Source organism: Carnobacteriaceae bacterium zg-C25 (assembly GCA_017945845.1).
Classification (GTDB): Bacteria; Bacillota; Bacilli; order Lactobacillales; family Aerococcaceae; genus WM01.
In genome coordinates, this window is sequence record CP072828.1 from 582,584 (window position 1) to 607,730 (window position 25,147).

Here is a 25,147-nt window from a genome sequence, read left to right on the forward strand (position 1 = left end):
ATGAAAGAACAAATATTAAGTGAATTACAACAAGGTTCGCTTACGATGCATCAACTTGCTGAACGTTTGGCTGTGGTGTCATCTGCCGATTATAAAACATTAGTCAAAACGATTGCCGCGCTAGAAGAAGAAAAAGTGCTTGTTTTTTTGACAAATGGAAAGGTTAGTTTACCACAAAAAAAGCAAACGTATACTGGTCTCTACCGCGCAAATGATAAAGGGTTTGGATTTGTAACGGTTGACGGTTTAGATAATGATGTGTTCATTCCTAAAGGGCAGACCGGAACAGCGATGTCAGGCGATACGGTAACATTAAAAATAACGAAATCTGCCAATCAAGATAAATCCGCTGAAGGCATGATTACAGATGTTCAAACACGTGCCTACACCACTGTTGTGGGAGAATTTGTACCGTATACGCAATCACTGATTGACAAAACAGGGTATGTTGGTTATGTGATACTAAGTGATAAAAAATTAAATCATTTAACGTGTTTTGTGACGACAAATGGTATGACGTCTGTCATGGGCATGATGGTATTAGTCGATATTTTAACGTATCCAAATAGCGAACAATCCAGTCAATTAACGGGTGTCATTGTTAAAGAAATTGGGCATAAAGATGAGCCAGGTGTGGATATTTTATCAATCTTGTATAAATTTGGTATTTCAACAACGTTTAAACAAGATACGCTAGAACAGGCAAATGCTATTCCTCAAGAAATTCAGGAAGCAGACATTAAAAAGCGTCGTGATTTACGCCATTTAGACATTATTACGATTGATGGTGCCGATGCCAAAGATTTAGATGATGCGATTTCTTTACGTGTTTTAGAAAATGGTCATTTTGAATTAGGGGTGCATATTGCAGATGTATCGCACTATGTGACGAAAAATTCGCCGTTAGATGCAGAAGCTTATGAACGTGCAACCAGTGTGTATTTAACAGATCGTGTTGTGCCGATGTTACCGCAACGCCTATCCAATGGAATTTGTTCGCTACATCCACACGTTGACCGTTTAACGTTGACGTGTATGATGGTCATTGATAGTAGTGGACAAGTTGTATCGCATGACATTTTTGAAAGTGTGATTCAATCAAAACAACGCATGACGTATGAACGTGTCAATATGGCGATTGTAGAGCATAATAAAAATGCACGTGAAGAGTATGCACCGTTTTTAGACATGCTGGAAAACATGCGAACATTACACTATGCGTTATACAACAAACGCTTTAAACGTGGTGCCATTGATTTTGATGCGAAAGAATCAAAAATTATTGTGGACGAAGATGGCAAGCCACTTGATATTGTGTTACGTGAACGTGGATTAGCGGAACGTATGATTGAATCGTTTATGCTATGCGCTAATGAAACTGTGGCTAAACATTATATTGATGCTAAATTGCCATTTATTTATCGTGTGCATGAACAACCAGCAGAAGAAAAAATGCAACGGTTTATGGAATTTGTCACCAATTTTGGTGTGATGATGAAAGGGCAAAGTGCAACGGTACAATCCAAGCAATTACAGCAAGTATTGACAAAAGTGGAAAATCAGCCGTATGAAGCGGTGGTGTCTACAATGTTATTGCGTAGCATGAAGCAAGCACGCTACGACAATTTACCACTAGGGCATTTTGGGTTGGCAACCGACACTTACACCCATTTTACATCACCAATTCGTCGTTACCCCGACTTAATCGTCCATCGCTTTATTAAAGCATATGCTACAAAACGACCAACCAAAGAACAAAAAGACAGTTTTGTGGGAGAGTTGGAGGCTATTGCGCATCAAAGTTCGGTGATGGAACGTAAAGCGGTAGAAGCAGAGCGTGATGTTGATGCGTTGAAAAAAGCAGAGTTCATGCTGGATAAAATCAACCAAACGTTTGAAGGTGTAGTCAGTTCAGTCACTCGATTTGGCGTGTTTGTTGAATTACCCAATACGATTGAGGGATTGGTGCATGTGTCTAAAATGAAAGACGATCATTACGAGTTCGTTGAAAATCATATGTTACTCATTGGGCAACGGACGGGTCAAACGTACCAAATTGGTCAAAAAGTGAAAGTAACGGTGACAAAAGTTGACGTTGAACAACGTGATATTGATTTTGTATTTGTGACGGATAAAAAAGAGAAAAAAGATAACAGCCGACACAAATCAAAAAAACAGACAATGAAAAAATTTGCTAAGTCACGACAAAAAAGGAGAAGATAAATGCCAAAAGGAGAAGGAAACGTTTTTGCGACAAATCGGAAAGCAAGCCACGACTATACAATAGTCGATACGTTTGAAGCGGGAATGGTGCTAACCGGTACGGAAATCAAGTCGATTCGTCAAAGTAAAATCAATTTAAAAGATGGTTTTGCGAAAATGAAAAATCAAGAACTGTTTTTACATAATGTGCATATTAGTCCTTTTGAACAAGGTAATATTTTTAATCATGATCCGTTGCGTACACGTAAATTATTATTAAGAAAACAGCAACTTATCCGTTTGGAAAAGGATGTCAAAACGGAAGGGTATACAATTGTACCGTTAAAAGTCTATATTAAAGATGGGTATGCCAAATGTTTAATCGGTTTAGCCAAAGGGAAAAAGAATTACGACAAACGTGAAGCGATTAAACAAAAAGACTTAAAACGTGAAACGGATAGAATGATGAAAGTGAGATAGTTTAATGGGCGTAAAATTGATATTTATGCGACATGCACAAACGTACTTAAATAAATATGAACGCATGCAAGGATGGTCTAATGCACCACTCACACAAAGTGGTGTTACGGATTGTCACGCAAGTGGTAGAGGGCTAGCACACGTTAAATTTGATGCGGTGTATACAAGTGATTTACAGCGCACCATTGATACAGCCAATATTATTTTGTCAGAAAATAAAGTATCATCTGATTTGACGATTGTGCCAATGTACGAATTTAGAGAAGTCTTTTTTGGACACTTTGAAGGGCTACCCGTTAAGGATATATGGCCAAAAGTGATTGAAATGTCGGGTAAAGACGACGATGCCAAGAAAAAATTGTTGGATAACATGCATGCGCTAGATCCCAGTGGCGATTCCGAAAACTACATGGCGTTTTGGTTACGTATTTACCAAGGATTGCACAAACTAATTGAGCAATATCGAGATACGGATAAAACGATTTTAGTGGTGAGTCATGGGTTGGCACTAAATATTATGTTATCGGCAATTTTACCCGAACATACGTTTCGAGGGCCATTAAGTAATGCGAGTGTTACCGAGGTAACGTATGAAAATGGACAGTTTACATTGAATAAATTTAACGGTGTGGATCATTTCATTTATTTAGAAAAATGATTTTCAGAAAAGGGCAGAAAATACAACGTTTAAAACGTTTACATTTTCACAAACTTTTGCTATAATGTTGTAAACTGAATGAAAGTGGGTATCTTTATGAGTAAAGAAGTCATTACGATTTATGACGTAGCAAGAGAAGCTGACGTCTCAATGGCTACTGTATCACGGGTAGTCAATGGCAATCCGAATGTTAAAGCAGCAACTAGACGTAAAGTATTAGATGTAATCGATCGTCTAGACTATCGACCGAATGCAGTTGCGCGTGGCTTAGCTAGCAAACGTACAACAACCATCGGTGTGATTATTCCAGATATTACAAACCTATACTTTTCATCATTAGCGCGTGGGATTGATGACATTGCGTCAATGTATAAATACAATATTATTTTAGCAAACTCAGATCAAAGTCCATTAAAAGAATTGCAAGTTTTAAATGCACTATTGGCGAAACAAGTTGATGGTATCATTTACATGGGTTATGACTTGAGTGAAGAAATGCGTAATGAAATGTTACGCTCTAAAACACCTGTTGTTTTAGCGGGTTTAGTTGACCCACAAGAACAAGTGCCAAGTGTACATGTGGATATGGTTGAAACCATTAAAGCAGCAATTGAAACGTTAGCCGCTAACGGAAACAAACGTATCGGTTTTGTTTCGGGACCGTTGGCAGAACAAATCAATGGCACATATCGCTTAAAAGCATACAAAAAAGCGTTGCAAGAAGTGAATTTGCCATATGATGAAACGTTAGTTGTTGAGTCAGAATACACATACAAATCAGGTGAAAAAATTGTATCGCATTTATTAGCGAGCAATTCAACAGCGGTTTTTGTCAGCGATGATGAAATTGCTGTAGGGATTTTAAATGCTGCAATTGAACGTGGTGTGAAAATACCAGAAGAATTAGAAATTATGACAAGTAATAATTCTAAATTAACGCGTTTAGTTCGTCCGCAATTATCAAGTGTCACACCACCTTTATATGATATTGGTGCCGTTGCTATGCGCTTGTTAACAAAAATTATGAACAAGGAAGACAACGTTGAAGAACAAGTGTTGTTACCTTTTAGAATGACACATCGTCAAACAACAAAAAATTAAAAAATATTATACGATCTATCTTCGGGGTAAGGTGAAATTCCTAACCGGCGGTTAAAGTCCGCGAGCGCAAGCTGAATCAGTGAAATTCTGATACCGACAGTTACAGTCTGGATGGGAGAAGACAGAACGTTTTAAGTTTTATAACTGAATACAATCTGTTTTGAAGATAGATCCTTTACGGAGGATTTATTATGTCAACAAAAAAAATTACGACATTCGCTATTATTTTAGCAGTAGCCATTGTGGCTTCATTCTTTTCATTTCCAATATTACCAGCAGCACCATTTTTAAAAATCGACTTTAGTGATAGTTTCATTTTGTTGATTGGTTTATTGTTTGGTTTTAAAGAGTTGCTGATTGCGATTTTCTTAAAAGGTGTCTTTTTATATATTAAAGATCCTGAATTTATTGGAGTGTTCGCTAATTTAATGAGCGCATTTTTATTTACGGGTACATTTTTATTCATCATGCAAAAAACAAAGAAATGGCTATTTGCATTGAGTGTATCAACGGTTATTACAACGATAGCACTATCGATTTTTAATTATTTTGTATTGCTACCAATGTACACCACCGTCTATAAAATGAATCTTGGCTCGTTAGAAACAGTCATTATGACGGCAATTATCCCGTTTAATTTGATTAAAGGGACGTTGCAGTCGTTTGTGAGTGTGATGTTGATGAAGCAAAAACAGATTTTTAAACAATAGGAGTTAGCGTGGAAGAAACACAAGTACAACGTAATATTATGATGGACAAATGGATTGTAAATGAAAATGTTGTCCATTTTTTGAGAGAAAAACAACGTCAATTTACTGGGTTGCTTGGTGAGGTTCAAGCGTTTGCCAACGAACGCCGTATTCCGATTATCCCTCATGAAACGGCAGTCTTTTTAGATTTTTTAATGGGACAAGTCAAACCGACAAAAATTTTAGAAATCGGTGCAGCAATTGGGTTTTCCGGATTGTTGCTAGCTTCGCATTTACCAGAAGACGGTGTTTTTCATACGATAGACCGTTACGATTTAATGATTACACGTGCGCGTGAAAATTTTGCAAAAAGTGAATATGGGCATAAAATGACCGTCATTGAAGGGGATGCAGCCGATGTGTTGCCAACGTTACACGAACAATATGATGTGATTTTTATGGATTCCGCAAAAGCAAAATATTATGAGTTTTTACCGCTCTGTTTACGCTGTTTGAAAACGGGAGGGCTACTCATTGTAGACGATGTTTTCCAAGGGGCAACGATATTTGACGACGAATCAACGATACCAAAACGTGTGCGTAAAATTCATCGTCAGTTAAATCGTTTTATGGATGTGGTGAATAACCATCCAAGCATTAAAACAACGACGTTACCATTAGGCGATGGCATTGTCATATGCGAAAAACTCAATGATATTGAAATTGAATTAGATTCTAGTGTACAATAGTACCGTAAAAGGAATAGAAAGAAGGAAAAGAAATGTCAGAAAAAATTAGAGTGTTGCTATACTATAAATATGTTGCAATTGAAAATGCTGAACAATATGCAAAAGAACATTTAGAATTTTGTAAATCAATCGGTCTAAAAGGTCGTATTTTAATTGCCGATGAAGGTATCAATGGGACAGTTTCAGGTGATTATGAAACAACACAAAAATATATGGATTACGTTCATGCCAATCCGTTGTTTAGTGATTTATGGTTTAAAATTGATGAAGAAGATGAGCAAGCATTCAAAAAAATGTTTGTTCGTTACAAAAAAGAAATTGTTCATTTAGGGTTAGAAGATAACGACTTTGATAAAGACATTAATCCATTAGAAACTACAGGTGCTTACCTATCACCACAAGAGTTTAAAGAAGCTCTATTAGATGAAAATACAGTTGTTTTAGACACACGTAACGACTATGAATATGACTTAGGTCATTTCCGTGGTGCTATTCGCCCAGATATTCGTAATTTCCGCGAATTACCACAATGGGTACGCGACAACAAAGAAAAATTTATGGATAAACGTGTTGTTGTTTACTGTACGGGTGGTGTGCGTTGTGAAAAATTCTCTGGCTGGATGGTACGTGAAGGCTATAAAGATGTTGGTCAATTACACGGTGGTATTGCAACATACGGAAAAGATCCAGAAGTACAAGGCGAATTATGGGACGGTAAAATGTACGTCTTTGACGAACGCATTTCAGTAGATATTAACCATGTTAACCCAGTCATTATTGGTAAAGATTGGTTTGACGGTACACCATGTGAACGCTATGTAAACTGTGGAAATCCATACTGCAACCGTCAAATGTTGACATCTGTTGAAAATGAGCATAAATATTTACGTGGTTGCTCACACGAATGTCGTGTTCACCCACGCAACCGCTACGTTGAAGAAAACAACTTAACAGCAGAAGATGTGATTGCACGTTTAGCAGCAATCGGGGAAGAATTACCAACATTAGCATAATGATACGATTTGGTGTTGATGGCTTACAAAAAAGCCATCGACACCTTTTAGTTTGGGTTCTATGTCAAATAGGGCGGTTGATTTAGAAAAGGGCTCTATGTCAAATAGGGCAGTTGATTCAGAATAGGACTCTATGGCAATAGACGGTCGGTTCATAAAAGGGGTGCTATGTCAAATGGTGTTGGTGATCTAAAATTTGTTCTATGTCAAATGGTGTTGGTGATCCAAAATTAAGCGACTTTATTAGTTGATAACGAGAAATTTTCGTTATGGATTTAAAAGGTATCATAAATAATTCCTGCAGTATTTGGTAAATGATGTGTTACTATCGCTATATTTATCATTTCTAAATAAATTTCAAAAGCTTTCAAAACAAAAATCCGTACATTTTTGTTGTTTTCGCTATTTTTGTATTGATTTTAGCGTGTTTTAGTCGTACAATTTATTTGTAACATAAAAAACAACGATTAAAAACGAACGTTAAACAAAAATGATTTAAAATTGTTTGTTCGTTTTCAAATAAAAAAGGAGCTGTTATGGAAAAATTTTTTAAACTATCGCAACATAACACGACGGTTGCAACAGAAATTATTGCAGGTTTTACAACATTTTTCGCAATGTCGTATATTTTATTTGTTAATCCAGCAATTTTGTCATTAACAGGAATGCCGTCGCAAGCCGTTTTTTTATCCACTATTATTGCGTCGTCAATCAGCACTTTGATTATGGGACTATTTGCCAATGTACCTTACGCATTAGCTCCCGGAATGGGATTGAACGCATTTTTCACATTTACCGTTGTATTTAGTCTAGGGTTTTCTTGGCAACAAGCATTAGCCATGGTCTTTTTATGCGGTATGTTTAATATTTTAATTACCGTCACAAAAATCCGTAAACTCATGATTAAATCAATTCCAGAAAGTTTACAACACGCCATTGGTGCAGGGATTGGCGTATTCGTTGCTTATATCGGTATTAAAAATGCAAATTTTTTAGCTTTTTTATCCGATAGTGGATCAATCTTATCGATTAATAACGCACCTTATCAAGCAACGGCAACCGTCAACGGTGTTCAATCTGTTGTATCTGGTGGTGGAATTGTTCCCGAATTAGTAAAATTCACCAATCCAGCATCATTACTAGCTTTATTCGGTCTTATTTTCACTATTATTTTAATGGTAAAACAAGTGCGTGGTGCTATTTTAATTAGTATTATAACAACTACTGTTATCGGTATTTTAACAGGTGTTGTCACTGTTGGTCATATTGATTTTGCAACAGGTATCGGTACCGCCTTTTCAGAATTAGGCACAACCTTTGGTGCCGCTTTTGGTTCAGAAGGATTGCTATCCTTGTTCTCCGATACGTCAAAATTACCAACAGTTTTATTAACTATTTTCGCGTTTAGTTTATCCGATGTCTTTGACACAATCGGAACATTTATTGGAACAGGTCGACGTACAGGCATTTTCTCCGAAGAAGATGAACGCGCTTTAGAAAACGGCTCTGGTTTCAGCTCTAAAATGGATAAAGCATTGTTTGCCGATGCCATCGGAACATCTATTGGTGCAGTGTTTGGAACATCTAATACAACAACGTACGTTGAATCTGCAGCCGGTATTGGTGCAGGTGGTCGTACCGGATTGACGAGCGTTGTGACCGCGTTATTATTTGTCGCATCGACACTAGCAGCGCCACTTGTGAGCATTGTTCCAGCAGCAGCGACAGCTCCCGCATTAATTATTGTTGGTGTTTTAATGATGTCTTCTTTTGCCGATATTAACTGGACAAAATTTGAAGAAGCGGTACCCGCATTTTTTGCATCTGTGTTCATGGGATTTGCATACAGTATTTCTTATGGAATTGCGGCAGGTTTTATATTCTACGTTATTGTAAAATGTGTCAGTGGAAAAGTGAAAGAGATACATCCAATTGTTTGGCTATCTACCGCATTGTTTATTGCTAACTTCATTATTTTGGCATTAATCGCTTAAAAAGATGATCGAAAATGTTTGGTTTGTAAATAGTGCTAATTTATAATTTGCATTTTTTAAAAGGGCATGCTATACTTCTAAACGTAACGATTACGATTTGGAGGAACTTATGGAAAAATTTGATTTATCGAGTGCGTATCGCCGTTTAAAAAGTCCAAACATTAAAACACGTGAGCGTGCGTTAAAAGTTATTAAAGAAATTAAAAAGAAACGTAAAAAATAGACCGGAGCATTCTTCGGTCTATTTTGTTGAAATATCACCATACGTTTAAAAAGGATAAAGTATCATATCAAAAAATTTAAAGGCGCAATGATAATGAAAATCTCTATATTTATCATTAAAAATATTTTTTATGATACCTATTATTTATAAAAAGTAGACTATTTCAGGATATACGTTAATTGTGATGCACAAAGTACGCTATCGTATACATTTTTTGCCATAAAGCAGGCTACGATAAAATGCATTTTATGATTTAGGCTATGCTACATAATTTTTTATTTTAATGTTATTATCGTATCAGCCATTGTGGTACGAATGGCTTCGTTCTCGTACGCAGTAGAGAACGAGCGATGTATCGTGTACATCGCGGTAAGCCGTACACTTAGCGGCTGATACGCAAAAAGACTGTTGACACTTTATTATGTCAACAGTCTAAAATAGACCGGAGTATTCTTCGGTCTATTTTACTTTACAAATGAAAAAAATTCGATAAAATAGTGGTTATACCAAAGAAAAGAGGTGATTGCGATGAAAATGGAACATATCAATGAAAATACAATAAAAGTCATGATTGGCCATTCCGATCTTGAAGATAGAGGTATCACATTTTTCGATTTACTTGGAAATCAAAATCAAGTAGAGTCGTTTTTCTATGAGATTTTAGAAGAAGTGGGTGTTCGCCACGAATTTGAAGGACTCGATGCCGTAACATTTCAAGTTGTCCCAAAAAATGATGGATTAGATTTATATATTTCTAAAGGTATGAATACAGGATTGAAAGATCACTTAAAACATACGTTCCAATCTTCACCGGATGCACTGAAAAATACACCGTTGGATCAAGTGATACAAATTTTTGAAAAAGAAGAAAAACAACAAAAAGAAAAAGCAAAAATGTCATCTAAAGGGCGTACATCGACTGAAAAATATCAAGTGTATGTATTTGAAAAGTTTTTAGATGTGGTATCATTTGCGCAATCTGTCAAAACAGAAAAAATTTATATCAATCATTTGTACCATTTTGACGATGCTTACTATTGGATTCACCAATTAAACCATGAAACGAATAAACAAGCGATTCATTATCGCGCCATCGAACACGGTACGGTAAGTGTCATTTCGCCAATGATTGTAAAAGAACACGGACAATTAATTATTGAAAACGATGCAATTCATTTAATGAATACGCACTTTAAATAGGAGAACTATGAAACAACAAATGGTCCACACGTGCTATCGTGTGAAAAACTTAGAAGAATCTCTAGCGTTTTATCAAAACGCGTTTAACTTTGAAATTAGTCGTTTACGCGATTTTCCAGAACATCAATTTACGCTAGCGTATTTAACGTTACCGGGAAGTTCATATGAATTGGAATTGACGTATAATTACGACCATCCAGGTTATCAAATTGGAGACGGGTATGGACATATTGCGATCGCCGTTGACGATTTAGAAGGCTTGCACGCTAAACATAAAGAACTAGGGTATAACGTCACTGAACTAAAAGGTCTGCCCGGCACACTGCCATCCTATTTCTTTGTTTTAGACCCAGACGGTTATAAAATCGAAGTGGTTCGCTTTAAATAAGTAAGAGGCTGAAATTTTTTCAGCTTCTTTTTTGTAGGTGGTGTATGGAAAATTTAATGATCACAACAGCCGTTAAAGAAAAGGATGCAATGATACAATTGGCGTTGCAACTATCTTGCGAATGGAACGTGCCGTATATTAAACGGCAAAAACAAACAATTCAGCAGTTAATCAAACAGTTTGGCAACGTATTGATTGTCTATTCGGATAAATTAGAGTACGTCCATGAAGATGGCACCAAATTATTTTTTCATCCGAATACCGCCGTTATACGCATTCGCCAAGGGTATGATCCTTTAAGTGAGTTAGTTGGCAGCGGTAAAACCATTTTAGATTGTACAATGGGATTGGCAGGAGATAGTATTGTCATGGCGTATTACCATAATCATGTAACGGCTATTGAGTATGACCCAATCATTTATACCGTTGTAAAACACGGCTTAAAACAATTTAAAGACGTTGAAGAGACAGTACAAAAAGCCATGCACCGAATTGATTGCGTGCATGACAATTTTTCCAATTATTTAAAACAACAAAATAGCGACAGTGTTGATATTGTGTATTTTGATCCGATGTTTAGTGAAACGATTAAAGAATCGAAAAATATACAAGGGATTCAAAGTCGACAAAAATATGTTGCACTAACGCAAGACGATATCAATGAAGCGAAACGCGTCTGCAAAGAGTGTGTCATGATTAAAGCGCATTTTCGTGATGACGTATTTGAACGATTTGGCTTTCAACGACACGTTCGAGAAAATACCAAATTTCATTACGGTGTGTGGAAAAAACTACAGTAATGCTTCAATGTCTTTAGCAATGGATTTTGGATCCGTTTGTGGTGCGTAACGCTTAATGACCTGACCTTGTCTATTCACTAAAAATTTAGTGAAATTCCATTTAATGTCATCGTTTAATAAACCGCCTTTAGCATCTTTTAAAAAAGTAAACAATGGGGCAGCATTTTCGTCGTTGACATCAACTTTATGAAATCTTGGAAAAGTCGTGTCGTAATGCAAAGCGCAAAAAGTGTTGATGTCATCATCGCTTCCCGGTGCTTGTTCGTTAAATTGATTGCATGGGAAATCTAACACGTGAAACCCTTTTGAATGATACGTCGTATACAAGTCTTGTAATCCGGCGTATTGTGGTGTGAAACCACAACCAGTTGCCGTATTCACAATTAAAAGCACATCTCCAGAGTAGTTTTCCAACGTGCTGAACGATTGATCTTGTAACTGTACAGAAATGGAATAAATTGACATAATTTTCTCTCCTTTTTCATGTATTATACACAAAAGTCGTGGCAATTTCTTGTATGGCGTGTTAAAATAATGAAACAAAGATTAAGAGGAGTAGTTTGTGACTGTTTTTAGAGAGTGTGTGGGTGGTGTAAACACATAACAAGGCAAATGAAGGTAGCTTAGGAGTAAGTGGACTGAAAAGAAAGTAAGTCGACTCGCAGAGTTCCTGCGTTATCAATGCAGAGCGTTTGTCCATACAAACGGAATATAGGTGGTACCACGATTAGCTCGTCCTATTTAGCAACTGCTAAATAGGGCGTTTTTATTTAAAGTAATGAGGTGATAGCAATTAAAAAGGTAACCATTTTACATACAAATGATACACATTCTTATTTGAATAATTTTCATAAAAGAAAGCACGTCATTGACAGTGCACGTCAAAAATATGACAACGTCCTAGTTGTCGATTCAGGGGATAATTTACGCGGAAGTTTATATTACACCGTCTTTGAAGGTGAAAAAGAGCCCTATCTATTAAATAAACTTGGCTATGACTATATGACATTAGGCAATCACGATTTTGATAACGGCTCAAAAGATGTGTATCACTTTTTATCCCATATCCACAGCCAAGTCATATTAAGCAATGTACAATGGGAGAAAGACGCCTATTTAAAACAAATTACAAACTATAAACCATGGACAGTACACACGTTTGAAGATGGCTTGAAAATTGGCATCATCGGATTACTCACACCAACGACACAAAATAGTTCATCACCCAGTGAAGAAACGCTATTTTTTGATCCAATCGATGTCTCACGTGAAAAAGTCGCCCAGCTACAAAAAGAAAATGTCGATGTCATTATCGCATTAAGCCATCTTGGAGATGTGGAAGACGTTAGACTAGCCGAAGAAGTATCGGGCATTCATTACATTATTGGATCACACACGCATAAAGTGTTGGAGCAACCCATTGTCGTCACTAACGATAAAGGGTGGCAAACACAAATTTTTCAAGCAGGTTCATATGGCAACTACATTGGTGAATTGGAAATTGGTTGTGATGACGACGGTGTGAAACGATTAAATTACCAACTCATCGATTTGCGCGAATACCCATTTTATGATGAAGCGCTATATGAAGAATTGAAAGAGTGGGATAAATCCGTTGAAGCGGTTGTTACAAAACCGATTGCCACGTTACAAGAAGACTTGAACGGTAAGCGAGATGTGACAAAATATACATCAACGAATTTAACGAATTTAATTACCGATGCGTATTTAGACAAGGCAAAAGCATTAGGTTTTTCACCCGATTTAGCCATTATGAATAGTGGCGGTATACGCCAAACGTTAAAAGAAGGTGTCGTAACGTACGGCGATGTATTGCAAATTTTGCCATTTGCTTGTGAATTGTACATTTGCCATATGACAGGAAAAGATTTGTTTAGCGCTTTAGATAGCGGTGAATACCCACAAGTCAGCCAAGCAAAAGTCGTTTATCATGCACAAGATGATGAATTGCGTTTAAAAGAAATACTGATTAAAACGCCAAACGGATACGAACCGCTTCAAATGGATAAAACGTATTTAGTGTCAACCAATACTTTTATTGGTACTGGAAAAGATGGTTACGTAGGATTTGAAAACACGCACAATTTATTGAAAAAACAATATTATGATACGGATGTGTTAGTGTCGTATTTGAAAAAATTACCGCAACCCATCACGTATACCAATGAAGTTAGAAAACGTGTTATTCAATAGTAACCGTAAAAAAATTAGAATATGCAAATACTAATTTGCAAATGCCATTATAAAACAGGTCGTTTATGAAAAATGTAAAACAACTAAAATAAATATCAATTAAACAGAAAAAGGAGAACTCACATGATACAACTACCCCCAAAATACAATCCACAAGAGGTAGAAAGTGGACGCTATGAAAAATGGGTAAATAGTGGTGTGTTTAAACCAAACGCCAACCCAGATGCAAAGCCGTATTCTATTGTTATTCCACCACCAAACGTAACCGGAAAATTACACCTAGGTCATGCGTGGGATGTGACGTTACAAGATGCCATCATTCGTTTTAAACGCATGCAAGGATACGATACATTATGGTTACCGGGTATGGACCATGCCGGTATTGCGACACAAGCCAAAGTTGAAGAAAAATTACGTCAAGAAGGCGTGTCACGTTACGATTTAGGGCGTGAAAAATTCCTTGAAAAAACATGGGAATGGAAAGAAGACTACGCACAAACCATTCGCTCACAATGGGGCAAAATGGGTGTGTCTGTCGATTATGACAGAGAACGTTTTACCCTTGATGAAGGGTTATCGCAAGCGGTTAAAACCGTATTTGTGAAACTGTTTGAAAAAGGATTAATTTACCGCGGTGAAAAAATCATTAACTGGGATCCGGTGGCACGCACAGCGTTATCCGATATTGAGGTAATCCATAAAGATGTTGATGGCGCGTTTTACCACATGAATTACCCATTAAGTGACGGTAGTGGCTATATTGAAATTGCGACAACACGTCCAGAAACCATGCTTGGTGATGCCGCAGTTGTTGTTAACCCAAATGATGAACGCTATCAACATTTAATTGGAAAAACCGTAACGCTACCATTAATGAATCGTGATATTCCTATTATTGCAGATGAATACGTTGACGTAGCGTTTGGTACAGGTGCAATGAAAGTAACACCTGCACACGATCCAAACGACTTTGAACTCGGTGAAAAACATCACCTACCACAAATTAACGTCATGAACGATGACGCAACGATGAACGCATTAGCTGGTAAATATGCCGGTATGGATCGTTTTGTGGCACGCAAACAAATCATTGACGACTTACGTGAATTAGGACTGCTTGTTAAAATCGAACAACACAATCATAGTGTCGGACATTCCGAAAGAAGTGGCGCGGTCGTAGAACCACGTTTATCAAAACAATGGTTTGTCAAAATGGAAGACTTGGCAAAACAAGCGATTGATGCACAAAGTACACAAAATCGTGTTGATTTTTACCCACCACGTTTTGAACAAACTTATTTATCGTGGATGGAAAATGTACACGACTGGTGTATTTCACGTCAATTGTGGTGGGGACATCAAATTCCGGCGTGGTACCATAACGAAACAGGCGAATTGTATGTAGGTATGGAAGCGCCCGAAGATGTATCAAACTGGACACAAGATGAAGATGTGTTAGACACATGGTTTTCAAGTGCGTTATGGCCGTTTTCAACAATGGGCTGGCCAAATGAAGACAGTGATGATTTCAAACGTTATTTCCCAACGTCAACGTTAGTAACAGGTTACGACATTATTTTCTTCTGGGTAAGTCGCATGATTTTCCAAAGTTTAGAGTTTACTGACCAAAAGCCGTTCCAAAACGTATTAATCCATGGCTTAATTCGTGATAAAGAGGGACGTAAAATGAGTAAATCACTCGGCAACGGAATTGATCCAATGGACGTCATTGAACAACACGGTGTCGATGCGTTACGCTGGTTCTTGTTAAATGGATCAGCACCAGGTCAAGACGTACGCTACATGGAAGAAAAAGTAGAAGCGGCGTGGAATTTCATCAATAAAATTTGGAACGCCAGCCGTTACGCCTTCATGAATATCGGTGATGTTACCATGTCAACACTAGACATTACAGGCGAAAAAACGTTAGCAGATCGTTGGATATTAACACGCTTAAATGAAACCATTTCACGCGTTACCGATTTATTTGATAAATTTGAATTTGGTGAAGCAGGACGACAATTGTATAACTTTGTTTGGGACGATTTCTGTGACTGGTATATTGAAATGTCAAAAGAAACGTTGACCGGCGAAAATGAAGTGGCTAAATTCACAACGCGTAGCATTCTATTGCACGTACTCGATCAAACGTTACGCTTGTTACATCCATTTATGCCGTTTGTTACTGAAGAGATTTTCCAAACGTTACATGGCGATACGCAAAGTGTTGTTGTGGCAGAATATCCAATTGTCGATGAATCATTAAGTGACGCGTCATCATTGGAAAGTATGGAACGATTGATTGAAGTGATTCGTACGGTTCGTACCATTCGTAATGAAGTCAACACACCATTATCAAAACCTGTTCCGATTGCCATTAAAGCCAACACACAAGACATTGCTGACTTATTATTAGAAAACAGTAGCTATATTACACGTTTTTGTAATCCAGAAACGCTAACGATTGCCCTAGATGCAACCGTAGAAGGTGAAGCAATGAGTGCGGTAATTAGTGGCGCTCAAGTGTTTATGCCATTAGCAGGATTAATCAATATTGCAGATGAAATCAAACGTTTAGAAAAAGAAGCGGCTAAATTAATGAGTGAAGTGAAACGTGTTGAAGGTAAATTATCCAACGAAGGATTTGTTGCCAAAGCACCGGCGCATGTCATTGATGTGGAACGCCAAAAAGGTGAAGACTACAAACAACAATTACAAATCGTTGAACAACGTATCGAAACATTAAAAAATATGGCATAAAAAGCCTTATAAAAAAGGTGTTGGCAGAAATGCCAATACCTTTTAAAATGCCCTATCAAATGATGCGGTATACAAAAATAGGGTTTTATCCGATTTGATGTTGGTGGCTGTAAACGTTCAACACCTCTTAAATGATGTATACAAAAATAGGTTGAATACTTTTGACGTAAAGTATCAACCTATTTTTTAATGAGTTTATCCGTTTGAACCCATACCGCTCTGTCGTTAAAAACAATTTGTGACCAATTGTTTCTTTCGTAATAAACGTAATAAATGGTATTGCGCGTTAGTTTGCCAAGTTCTTTTTCTGTCGAACGCGGGTTGTCGTAAATGGACACCGTATCGTCAATTGGTTTGACGGCGTAAACGGCGTCGTTATGTGCAAGGTCTTGTTGCGTGAAATCATTTGTGCGTAGCCAACCCGTTTTACCATCGGCAAAAATATATGTCCACCCGTCACGTTGATCAATGGTGGCGTAACGATGGTTTTGTGGAACGACCGCACTCACTTGAGTTTGCACATCTGCATTTGGTCGTAAAGTTAAATAAGGCACGTCAACTGTCTTAAAGCTAAATAAATATAAACCGATCATGGAAATGGAAGTGGCAATAATGACGAGTAAGCCAATAAAGCGTTCCTTCTTTTTTTGTTTTAAAATGCTCATGGAAAATCCTTTAATTAAAATAGTAAAACTAGTATAACAAGCCGGGAACGTAAAGACAAATGAAATCATCAATTATATGGAAAATTTAATTTTTCTAAAATAATTTAAAATGTGGTATACTATATGATGTGAATTTATAAATTTAAGGAGTAGATAATATGTCTGTTTTTGGTGAACAGTTAAGAGAAAAACGTGAAAAATTAGGCTATTCAATAGAAGATATTAGTCATATTACAACGATTCAATCACGTTTTATTGTGGCATTGGAAGAAGAAAATTTTGATACAATTCCGGGCGATTATTATGTGCGTTCATTTGTTAAACAATATGCAACGATTTTAAAGTTGGACGCGAACAAATTAATTAAACAGTACGAACAAATTAAACAAGTGTCTGAACAAAAAAGACCCGAAGTGCTATTGCAAGAAGAATTGCGCAAACCCGCTCGTCAAGACGATGCCAATTTAGATAAACCAAGCAAAAATGATATAGACGAAACAGAATCAACAAATCAAGATGTGGCACAAGATGAAGTTGTTCAAGAAAACATCCCACAAGAAAGCGATAGTAACGAAGCAGTCGTTAATGAGGATGACGGACAAAATCATGAAACCGTAGAAAATGTTGAAGAAACGGTAAATAATGAAACGTTCGATACATTAGAAAATGATGAAGCAGTATTTTTGACGACAGAAATGGATAGTGCCGATGAACAAATAGATGGTGAGCAGGAAACAACACCTCACATCCATACCGTACCATTTGAATTAGATAGCGACGGACTCGATGAAACAGACTTTTCATTTGAAAATTTTGCTCAAGAGAGTGTTGACGTCGATGAAGAAACGGTTGAAGCTTACGAGGCGGTAGAAAGTGCAGCACAAGAAAACAAACTAAGTAAAAAAATGATTGGTTTATTAATGGTGTTGGCATTGTTGATTGCCGCATTAGTCTGGGCAATTCCACAAGTGATGCAAGCGGTTGCCCCTAAACAAACGATGACACAAACGAGTCAAAGTACATTAGTGACGACATCGCAAACAGAAACAACAACGACAACAATGCAAACAACAACGGCACAAACAACTGCTGAAACGACCGCACAAACAACAGCACCGCAAGCCGCTGAAGCGCCACAACAAGAAGCGCCACGTCCAAGCAATGAACCGGCTGATTTGTACATCATGTCATCGGATGCATTCCAAACAACGTATGGATTAGGTGCAAGTTATGCACACTATACAGGTGAGTATGTCGTAACTTTAACGGCAAGTGAACCAGTATGGATTAGTGTTGAAATCTTTGGTCAAAAAGTACACGAAGGCACTATGACACCGGGTGTACCGTATCGCTTAAACGCCTATAACAATGCAGGGTATATGAAAATTCGTGTTGGTTTATCTAGCGCGTTAACCGTTACATTCAACGGTCAAAAAGTTGATGTGCCAACGTATAATCGTGTACAAGATTACACGTTTAACTTTGACCGCTAGGAGTTAATATGAATATAGCGAATAAATTGACGATTGCTCGATTAATCGCCATTCCGTTTTTCATTGTCGCAATGCTATGTCAGTCGTATTTTTTAGCTGGCGTATTGTTTGTTGTAGCCAGTGCAACGGATTATTTAGACGGTTATTTAGCAAGACGATTACATTTAGTAACTAATTTTGGAAAATTTGCCGATCCATTAGCTGATAAGATGTTAGTGTTAAGTGCGCTCATTATGCTTGTGCAAACACACGGCATTCCAGCATGGATTGTATCCGTCATTATTATGCGTGAATTGGCAGTGACGGGATTGCGATTATTGTTAATAGAGCAAGGGACTGTCATGGCAGCGGATTGGTCTGGGAAATTAAAAACTGCCACACAAATGATTGCCATTACGTGTTTGATTTTTAATGATTTTAGTCTTGGTGTACCATTAGGTAATGTGTTTTTATACATTTGTCTTGCTTTAACCATTTATTCAGGTATTGACTATTTTATAAAATATCGTTCAATTTTCAATCAATTTTAACATTTGTATGCGTTTGGGTTATGTTATATAGAAGGTGATAAATATGTTAAAAGCAGAAATCATTGCAGTGGGAACGGAATTGTTAATGGGACAAGTGGTCAATACAAACGCTACGACAATTTCTCGGTTTCTCAATGCACAAAATATTGGAACGTATTACCAAACGGTTGTTGGCGATAATCCAAATCGTTTATTGGAGCAACTAAAGCAAAGTAGTCAAAGAAGTGATATTATCGCCATTTGTGGTGGGTTAGGGCCAACACAAGACGATATCACGAAAGAAGTTATCGCAACTTTTTTAAATGACGAATTGGTACAACATGAACTATCCAAACAAAAAATCGTGTTGTATTTTGAAAAAAGTGGTCGCATCATGTCTGAAAATAATTTGAAGCAATCGCTCATTTTAAAAAAATGTCAACCGTTGATGAATCATAATGGGTTTGCTACAGGGATGTTTATTCAAAAAAATGATGTTACCTACATCGTTTTACCCGGTCCACCACGTGAGTTATCAATGATGTTAGAAACAGAAGTGAAGCCTGTATTAAGCAAGTTCACACAAGAACAACTATCATCAGTGTTGCTACGGTTTGCAGATATTGGGGAATCATTACTTGCAGAAAAAATTGAAGACATCGTATCTGAACAAACCAATCCGACCGTTGCGATATACGCTAATCCCGGTTTGGTAGACGTGCGCGTAACGGCAAGCGGGCAAACCAGTCAAGAAGCCAATCGTTTAATGCAACCTGTCATCATGGCAATTCAAAATCGCCTAAGTGAGTTTTATTACGGACGTGATGAAGAAACGTTGGAACATGTTGTAGTAGCGTTGTTAAAACAAAAGCAATGGTCTATTGCAACAGCTGAAAGTGTTACCGGTGGGTTATGTGGTGCTAAATTAACACAGATTTCTGGTGTATCATCAGTCTATTGTGGTGGTGTTGTCACCTATACCAATGAGATGAAACAAACGATACTTGGTGTCAATGAAAGTACCCTTCATCAATTTGGTGCCATCAGTGCAGAATGTGCATTAGAAATGGCACAAAATGTCAAAAAGCTTTGTCAAAGTGACATCGGCATATCATTTACGGGTATTGCGGACAAAACAAGTGTTGAGAATAAACCGAGTGGGCGTGTCTATATTGGTATTGCCACACCAACACAACAAAAAGTAGTGGAATTACAATTACATCGTGATCGCGAATTGAATCGTCAGCTGGCTGTTCAAAAAGGGTTCATAGAATTAAGAAAAATGCTATTGGAGGTATAACATGGCAATTAGTGAAGAAAGACAAAAAGCGCTGGATAAGGCGATTAAAGAAATTGAAAAGTCGTTTGGTAAAGGTGCTTTGATGCGTCTAGGCGATAAAGCGGACACAAAGATTGATGCCATTTCATCAGGGTCATTACTAATCGACTCCGCATTAGGTATCGGTGGATTTCCTCGTGGGCGTATTGTAGAAATTTACGGTCCAGAATCTTCGGGTAAAACAACAACAGCGTTACACGTCGTTGCCGAAGTGCAAAAACAAGGTGGTGTCGCAGCGTATATTGATGCGGAACACGCAATGGATCCTGTCTATGCGAAAAATTTAGGGATTAATATTGATGATTTATTTTTATCTCAACCCGATAGTGGTGAAGAGGCGCTTGAAATTGCCGAATCATTAGTACGTTCAGGTGCCATTGACGTTGTCGTCATCGACTCTGTTGCCGCATTAGTGCCAAAAGCCGAAATTAACGGGAGTATGGGAGACGCTCACGTCGGATTACAAGCACGATTGATGTCGCAAGCGTTGCGTAAATTATCAAGTCATATCAATAAACAAAAAACAGTCGCCATTTTTATTAACCAATTACGTGAAAAAGTAGGGGTAACCTATGGAAATCCCGAAGTTACACCGGGTGGACGTGCGTTGAAATTTTATTCAACCATTCGTATGGAAGTGCGTAAAGGTGCTGCCATCACACCATCATCTAGTTCAAGTGAAGTGATTGGTAACGAAACAAAAATTAAAATTGTGAAAAATAAAGTGGCGCCACCATTTAAAACGGTAACCGTAGACATTATGTACGGTGAAGGGATTTCAAAAATTGGTGAAATTATCGATTTAGCCGTTGAATACGACATCATTAAAAAAGCGGGTTCATGGTACTCGTACGGTGAACAACGCATCGGTCAAGGGCGTGAAACGGCTAAAAAATATTTAGTCGACAATCCGGAATTTATGGCGGATTTAGAACGCAAAATTCGCATCAAATTAGGGCTAATTGAAGCAACCGAAGAAGAAATGGCACAAGAAACAGCCAACAATACAACCGTTGCACCACTAGAATTAGACGAGCCATTATTAGCCGAATTATTGGCAGATGACGAAGACTAAAAAGTGCGATTAGGTGCATATGAACAAAAAGCTTATCCATTGGATAGGCTTTTTGTGTTTTAGAAAAAATACGCACCAAAAAGTGTTGACGGCATATATAATAGGGTTATAAATTTAGTCTCTATGTCAAAAAAGGGGCTCTATGTCAAATAGGGTTGATGACTCATAAAGATAGTGATTTAACAAATGTTAAGTCACTATCTTTTGTTTGAATAGGTTGAAAAACAATCAACACTATTTTGCAATTTTTAAGATTAAAAATCTTTTAAAAAGTTTGTATTGTTTTACCCTTTTTGTCGTTTTGTCGTATAATAACACTAATGCTAAAACTTGTGGTAGCATTGAGCGACCTTCAATCGCTAAAAGATAACGAAATGATGGTGATAATATGACACAAGATAATTCAAAAACACGTGTTGTTGTCGGTATGAGTGGCGGAGTAGATTCTTCTGTTACGGCACTTTTATTGAAACAACAAGGTTATGATGTCATTGGTATTTTCATGAAAAACTGGGATGATACTGATGAAAATGGTTTCTGTACAGCGACAGAAGACTATAAAGATGTTGAAGCAGTAGCTTTACAAATTGGCATTCCTTATTATTCTGTCAACTTTGAAAAAGAATATTGGGATAAAGTCTTTACTTATTTTTTAGATGAGTATAAAAAAGATCGCACACCTAATCCAGATGTGATGTGTAATAAAGAAATTAAGTTTAAAGCCTTTTTAGAGTATGCAAACGATTTAGGTGCAGATTATATTGCTATGGGTCATTATGCACAATTGGTTGAAGATGAATTTGGTCAAAAACGTCTTTTGCGTGGTGCCGATGACAACAAAGATCAAACGTATTTTTTAAGTCAATTGACGCAAGAACAATTACAAAAAGCCATGTTTCCGTTAGGGCATTTGAACAAAAAAGACGTGCGTAAAATTGCGCAAGAGGCCAATTTAGCAACGGCGACAAAAAAAGACTCAACGGGTGTGTGTTTTATTGGTGAACGCAATTTTAAAGAGTTTTTATCAAACTATTTACCCGCTCAACCCGGTGAAATGAAAACGCTGGCTGGCGATGTTATCGGTAAACATGACGGGTTAATGTACTACACGATTGGTCAACGCCAAGGGTTAGGTATTGGTGGCGTTAAAGGGTATAGTGTACATGAACCATGGTTTGTGGTTGGTAAAGATATGAAGACCAATACATTATACGTTGGTCAAGGTTATCACCACGAACATTTATATAGCGATTATTTATTGGCGAGTGATATTCAATTTAATACGAATGATACAAAATCAAGTGAATTTAAATGTACGGCTAAATTTAGATACCGCCAAGAAGACATTGGAGTGACGGTTCAGTTAGACGAAACACAAACAAAAGCAAAAGTGATTTTTGACAAATCTGTTCGTGCCATTACACCCGGTCAAGCTGTGGTGTTTTACGATGGTGATGTGTGTTTAGGCGGGGGAATTATTGACGCCGCGTATACACAAGACGGTGCAAAAAGACAGTACAGTTAAGCGTGGTATTAATAAAATGTACTAATGTATTGAATGTGAATTAGGGGAAGAAATATGGAAACAATGCAAGAAGCGATAGACTGGTTATATAGCCAACCGCGTGGATTAAAACGACAAAATTTTGATGTGATTAATACTGCCATTCAACAATTAGCAATTGATGTTGAAAAATTGAACATTATTCATGTGGCAGGGACAAATGGTAAAGGGTCAACAACAGCTTATATGAATGCCATTTTACAAGCACATGGTAAAAGTAGTGCGTGTTTTACTTCACCACATATTATGTCAATTAATGAGCGGTTTGTTTATAACAGTCAACCAATTAGTGATGAAGAATTTATACAACATTTAAAGGCAGTGCAACAATTGCAGACAGAATTTGCACAATTTGAAATTATGACATTAGTCTTTTTCTTGTTTGTGCAACAACGTGATGTTGATTTTGTTATTTTGGAAGTTGGTATTGGTGGGTTAAATGACGTTACGAATTTTATTCAGCAAAGTACGGCTGTCATTACAACAATTGGTATTGATCATACCGAATTGTTAGGCGATACCATTGAAGAAATTGCCTATCAAAAAGCGGGTATCATTAAACCAAATCAAACGGTATTTATAGGACAAGTTGGCAAAGTGGCACAAGACGTGATTTTAAAGGTTGCCGAATCGAAAAACGCGGACTGTCATTTTGTGCCGGTAGCTAGTCAACCTGTACATTATGACGGGCATGATTATGTGCCAAGTATTACAGGGGTATATCAAAAAGATAATTTACATTTAGCACTAAATGTTTGTGAATACGTCCTATCACACAGTTTATCGCCAGAAGCAGTGCGTGAAGGGTTGTCTAAAGTGTATTGGCCGGGACGATTTGAAAAATTGGTTGATGAGCCGACTGTATTTGTTGATGGCGCTCATAATTTGCATGGTGTCATGGGATTAATTGAAACATTACAATCTAACGCATTTCATCAACGTGACATTACCATATTATTTGGTGCGCTACCCAATAAGGACTATGAAGGCATGCTAATGGCGTTGCAAGAACATTTTCCGGTTTACTTTACAGAATTTGACTACGTTAAAACACAACCTGTCACATCGTATGATCATCTTCCGGACGGCATTTCGGTTGTTGAAGATTACAAAAAGTTTGTTTTTGACGGCATAAAAGAAAAATCGTTTGATTGTTTAGTGGTCACTGGTTCATTATATTTTGTATCGGAATTTAAAAATATTGTTGAAAATGAGTTTAAATCGTGTAACTTATAATGAGGTGATACGATGAAAAAAACGAGTTTGATTGAACAATCTCAACCGCGCGAACGGTTAGAGCAATTAGGAGAGCAATCGCTATCAACCCAAGAGTTGATAGCGATTTTATTACGTACAGGCACTGTAACGCAAAGTGTTTTTCAAGTGTCGAAAAAGTTACTAGAAAAAAGTGACGGTTTGTACAATTTGAAAAATATGTCAATTGAGGAGTTGCAAGAAGTTGATGGTATCGGTCGTGTTAAAGCAATTGAGTTAAAGGCGATGATTGAATTGGGAAAACGCATTAGTCAAGCAACGCAAATAAAGCTAGGTACCATCGTTTCAAGTGAGAGTGCTGCACAGTTTTTAGCGAATGAAATGGGGCATTTACAACAAGAACATTTTGCCGTTTTATTTTTAAACACGAAAAATCACATTATTCAAAAGAAAATATTGTTTATTGGGAGTGCAACGCGTTGTATTGCTGAACCAAGAGAAGTGTTTCGGCATGCTTTAAAATTAGGGGCGACTAAAATTATTGTGGCGCATAATCATCCAAGTGGCAATCCGCAACCGAGTCATGAAGATATTGCGTTTACGCAACGGTTAATTGAAAGTGGTGAGATGATTGGCGTCACTGTTTTAGACCATATCATTATTGGTGATGGAAATTATATTAGTTTCAAGCAAGAGCATTATATTTGACGATTATTGTGTAAACAAAAGTTTTCGATTGTACGGGTCTAGTTTACTTTTTGAGACAAAAATATTCTATTGTTCGTGTTTTTGGTTTAAAACCCTAGTAAAAACGCT

General features: G+C 37.2%; 23 protein-coding genes, 1 riboswitch and 1 other annotated feature. Of the genes, 21 read left to right on the forward strand and 2 right to left on the reverse strand.

The features are described from left to right. The 12 genes from rnr (at window position 1) to J7S27_02845 (ending at window position 11,497) form a co-directional block, all read left to right on the forward strand. Window positions 1-2,223 carry a ribonuclease R gene (gene rnr, locus J7S27_02790; protein QTU83465.1) on the forward strand — a complete coding sequence of 741 codons (2,223 nt, stop codon included), beginning with the start codon at window positions 1-3 and terminating at the stop codon, window positions 2,221-2,223. Next, window positions 2,224-2,682 (forward strand): SsrA-binding protein SmpB, encoded by a 459-nt coding sequence (gene smpB, locus J7S27_02795; protein ID QTU83466.1) that lies wholly within the window; start codon window positions 2,224-2,226, stop codon window positions 2,680-2,682. It begins immediately after the preceding gene. A 4-nt stretch (window positions 2,683-2,686) separates the two neighbouring features. Continuing rightward, window positions 2,687-3,340: a histidine phosphatase family protein gene (locus tag J7S27_02800; protein QTU83467.1), complete on the forward strand. Its 654-nt coding sequence runs from the start codon at window positions 2,687-2,689 to the stop codon at window positions 3,338-3,340. Between the two features lie 96 nt (window positions 3,341-3,436). Next, a complete protein-coding gene (ccpA, locus tag J7S27_02805) occupies window positions 3,437-4,441 on the forward strand; it encodes a catabolite control protein A (protein QTU83468.1) in 1,005 nt (334 codons plus the stop codon). Between the two features lie 13 nt (window positions 4,442-4,454). After that, a riboswitch (FMN riboswitch) is annotated at window positions 4,455-4,568 on the forward strand. Window positions 4,569-4,632: 64 nt separating this feature from the next. After that, on the forward strand, window positions 4,633-5,151 hold the full coding sequence (locus J7S27_02810; protein QTU83469.1) for an ECF transporter S component: 519 nt from the start codon (window positions 4,633-4,635) through the stop codon (window positions 5,149-5,151). 38 nt (window positions 5,152-5,189) lie between these two features. Next, on the forward strand, window positions 5,190-5,879 hold the full coding sequence (locus J7S27_02815) for an O-methyltransferase (GenBank protein ID QTU83606.1): 690 nt from the start codon (window positions 5,190-5,192) through the stop codon (window positions 5,877-5,879). A gap of 32 nt (window positions 5,880-5,911) precedes the next feature. Then, on the forward strand, window positions 5,912-6,892 hold the full coding sequence (locus J7S27_02820) for a rhodanese-related sulfurtransferase (protein ID QTU83470.1): 981 nt from the start codon (window positions 5,912-5,914) through the stop codon (window positions 6,890-6,892). A 536-nt stretch (window positions 6,893-7,428) separates the two neighbouring features. Continuing rightward, entirely contained in the window at window positions 7,429-8,886 is a 1,458-nt protein-coding gene (locus J7S27_02825) for an NCS2 family permease (protein QTU83471.1), read from the forward strand. A gap of 109 nt (window positions 8,887-8,995) precedes the next feature. Further along, the gene (locus J7S27_02830; GenBank protein QTU83472.1) at window positions 8,996-9,109 is read left to right on the forward strand and encodes a putative metal homeostasis protein; all 114 of its coding nucleotides are present in this window, start codon (window positions 8,996-8,998) and stop codon (window positions 9,107-9,109) included. A 528-nt stretch (window positions 9,110-9,637) separates the two neighbouring features. Further along, the gene (locus J7S27_02835; protein QTU83473.1) at window positions 9,638-10,309 is read left to right on the forward strand and encodes an adaptor protein MecA; all 672 of its coding nucleotides are present in this window, start codon (window positions 9,638-9,640) and stop codon (window positions 10,307-10,309) included. A 7-nt stretch (window positions 10,310-10,316) separates the two neighbouring features. Then, entirely contained in the window at window positions 10,317-10,697 is a 381-nt protein-coding gene (locus tag J7S27_02840; protein QTU83474.1) for a VOC family protein, read from the forward strand. A gap of 44 nt (window positions 10,698-10,741) precedes the next feature. After that, entirely contained in the window at window positions 10,742-11,497 is a 756-nt protein-coding gene (locus J7S27_02845) for a class I SAM-dependent methyltransferase (protein QTU83475.1), read from the forward strand. Here J7S27_02845 and J7S27_02850 read toward each other — a convergent pair. Further along, window positions 11,489-11,962 carry a glutathione peroxidase gene (locus J7S27_02850; GenBank protein QTU83476.1) on the reverse strand — a complete coding sequence of 158 codons (474 nt, stop codon included), beginning with the start codon at window positions 11,960-11,962 and terminating at the stop codon, window positions 11,489-11,491. The two genes, J7S27_02845 and J7S27_02850, sit on opposite strands and share 9 nt — an antisense overlap. Before the next feature lie 68 nt (window positions 11,963-12,030). Further along, window positions 12,031-12,240: a binding site (T-box leader), on the forward strand. Window positions 12,241-12,280: 40 nt separating this feature from the next. Here J7S27_02850 and J7S27_02855 point away from each other — a divergent pair. Then, window positions 12,281-13,711 (forward strand): bifunctional metallophosphatase/5'-nucleotidase, encoded by a 1,431-nt coding sequence (locus tag J7S27_02855; protein QTU83477.1) that lies wholly within the window; start codon window positions 12,281-12,283, stop codon window positions 13,709-13,711. A 123-nt stretch (window positions 13,712-13,834) separates the two neighbouring features. Further along, on the forward strand, window positions 13,835-16,471 hold the full coding sequence (locus tag J7S27_02860; GenBank protein ID QTU83478.1) for a valine--tRNA ligase: 2,637 nt from the start codon (window positions 13,835-13,837) through the stop codon (window positions 16,469-16,471). A gap of 179 nt (window positions 16,472-16,650) precedes the next feature. Here the strand turns inward: J7S27_02860 and J7S27_02865 are convergent, their stop codons facing one another. Beyond that, window positions 16,651-17,136 carry a hypothetical protein gene (locus tag J7S27_02865; GenBank protein ID QTU83479.1) on the reverse strand — a complete coding sequence of 162 codons (486 nt, stop codon included), beginning with the start codon at window positions 17,134-17,136 and terminating at the stop codon, window positions 16,651-16,653. Window positions 17,137-17,294: 158 nt separating this feature from the next. Here J7S27_02865 and J7S27_02870 point away from each other — a divergent pair, with 158 nt between their 5' ends. The 7 genes from J7S27_02870 (at window position 17,295) to radC (ending at window position 25,039) form a co-directional block, all read left to right on the forward strand. After that, window positions 17,295-18,629 carry a DUF4115 domain-containing protein gene (locus tag J7S27_02870; GenBank protein ID QTU83480.1) on the forward strand — a complete coding sequence of 445 codons (1,335 nt, stop codon included), beginning with the start codon at window positions 17,295-17,297 and terminating at the stop codon, window positions 18,627-18,629. Between the two features lie 8 nt (window positions 18,630-18,637). Further along, window positions 18,638-19,159: a CDP-diacylglycerol--glycerol-3-phosphate 3-phosphatidyltransferase gene (gene pgsA, locus J7S27_02875; GenBank protein ID QTU83481.1), complete on the forward strand. Its 522-nt coding sequence runs from the start codon at window positions 18,638-18,640 to the stop codon at window positions 19,157-19,159. 43 nt (window positions 19,160-19,202) lie between these two features. Beyond that, on the forward strand, window positions 19,203-20,438 hold the full coding sequence (locus J7S27_02880) for a competence/damage-inducible protein A (protein ID QTU83482.1): 1,236 nt from the start codon (window positions 19,203-19,205) through the stop codon (window positions 20,436-20,438). A gap of 7 nt (window positions 20,439-20,445) precedes the next feature. Then, window positions 20,446-21,552: a recombinase RecA gene (recA, locus tag J7S27_02885; GenBank protein ID QTU83607.1), complete on the forward strand. Its 1,107-nt coding sequence runs from the start codon at window positions 20,446-20,448 to the stop codon at window positions 21,550-21,552. 388 nt (window positions 21,553-21,940) lie between these two features. Continuing rightward, window positions 21,941-23,077: a tRNA 2-thiouridine(34) synthase MnmA gene (mnmA, locus tag J7S27_02890; protein QTU83483.1), complete on the forward strand. Its 1,137-nt coding sequence runs from the start codon at window positions 21,941-21,943 to the stop codon at window positions 23,075-23,077. Window positions 23,078-23,131: 54 nt separating this feature from the next. Continuing rightward, window positions 23,132-24,352, forward strand: coding sequence for a hypothetical protein (locus tag J7S27_02895; GenBank protein ID QTU83484.1), 1,221 nt, complete (start codon window positions 23,132-23,134; stop codon window positions 24,350-24,352). Window positions 24,353-24,364: 12 nt separating this feature from the next. Then, window positions 24,365-25,039 (forward strand): DNA repair protein RadC, encoded by a 675-nt coding sequence (gene radC / locus J7S27_02900; protein QTU83485.1) that lies wholly within the window; start codon window positions 24,365-24,367, stop codon window positions 25,037-25,039. Window positions 25,040-25,147 lie beyond the last annotated feature (108 nt).

Coding starts and splice junctions, on each gene's coding strand:
- J7S27_02810 (QTU83469.1), top strand. CDS start 4,633: ATGTCAACAAAAAAAATTACGACATTCGCTATTATTTTAGCAGTAGCC.
- pgsA (QTU83481.1), top strand. CDS start 18,638: ATGAATATAGCGAATAAATTGACGATTGCTCGATTAATCGCCATTCCG.
- rnr (QTU83465.1), top strand. CDS start 1: ATGAAAGAACAAATATTAAGTGAATTACAACAAGGTTCGCTTACGATG.
- J7S27_02825 (QTU83471.1), top strand. CDS start 7,429: ATGGAAAAATTTTTTAAACTATCGCAACATAACACGACGGTTGCAACA.
- J7S27_02840 (QTU83474.1), top strand. CDS start 10,317: ATGAAACAACAAATGGTCCACACGTGCTATCGTGTGAAAAACTTAGAA.
- smpB (QTU83466.1), top strand. CDS start 2,224: ATGCCAAAAGGAGAAGGAAACGTTTTTGCGACAAATCGGAAAGCAAGC.
- J7S27_02800 (QTU83467.1), top strand. CDS start 2,687: ATGGGCGTAAAATTGATATTTATGCGACATGCACAAACGTACTTAAAT.
- J7S27_02820 (QTU83470.1), top strand. CDS start 5,912: ATGTCAGAAAAAATTAGAGTGTTGCTATACTATAAATATGTTGCAATT.
- J7S27_02845 (QTU83475.1), top strand. CDS start 10,742: ATGGAAAATTTAATGATCACAACAGCCGTTAAAGAAAAGGATGCAATG.
- J7S27_02860 (QTU83478.1), top strand. CDS start 13,835: ATGATACAACTACCCCCAAAATACAATCCACAAGAGGTAGAAAGTGGA.
- J7S27_02850 (QTU83476.1), bottom strand. CDS start 11,962: ATGTCAATTTATTCCATTTCTGTACAGTTACAAGATCAATCGTTCAGC.
- J7S27_02895 (QTU83484.1), top strand. CDS start 23,132: ATGGAAACAATGCAAGAAGCGATAGACTGGTTATATAGCCAACCGCGT.
- radC (QTU83485.1), top strand. CDS start 24,365: ATGAAAAAAACGAGTTTGATTGAACAATCTCAACCGCGCGAACGGTTA.
- J7S27_02830 (QTU83472.1), top strand. CDS start 8,996: ATGGAAAAATTTGATTTATCGAGTGCGTATCGCCGTTTAAAAAGTCCA.
- J7S27_02835 (QTU83473.1), top strand. CDS start 9,638: ATGAAAATGGAACATATCAATGAAAATACAATAAAAGTCATGATTGGC.
- J7S27_02870 (QTU83480.1), top strand. CDS start 17,295: ATGTCTGTTTTTGGTGAACAGTTAAGAGAAAAACGTGAAAAATTAGGC.
- J7S27_02880 (QTU83482.1), top strand. CDS start 19,203: ATGTTAAAAGCAGAAATCATTGCAGTGGGAACGGAATTGTTAATGGGA.
- mnmA (QTU83483.1), top strand. CDS start 21,941: ATGACACAAGATAATTCAAAAACACGTGTTGTTGTCGGTATGAGTGGC.
- J7S27_02815 (QTU83606.1), top strand. CDS start 5,190: ATGATGGACAAATGGATTGTAAATGAAAATGTTGTCCATTTTTTGAGA.
- J7S27_02865 (QTU83479.1), bottom strand. CDS start 17,136: ATGAGCATTTTAAAACAAAAAAAGAAGGAACGCTTTATTGGCTTACTC.
- ccpA (QTU83468.1), top strand. CDS start 3,437: ATGAGTAAAGAAGTCATTACGATTTATGACGTAGCAAGAGAAGCTGAC.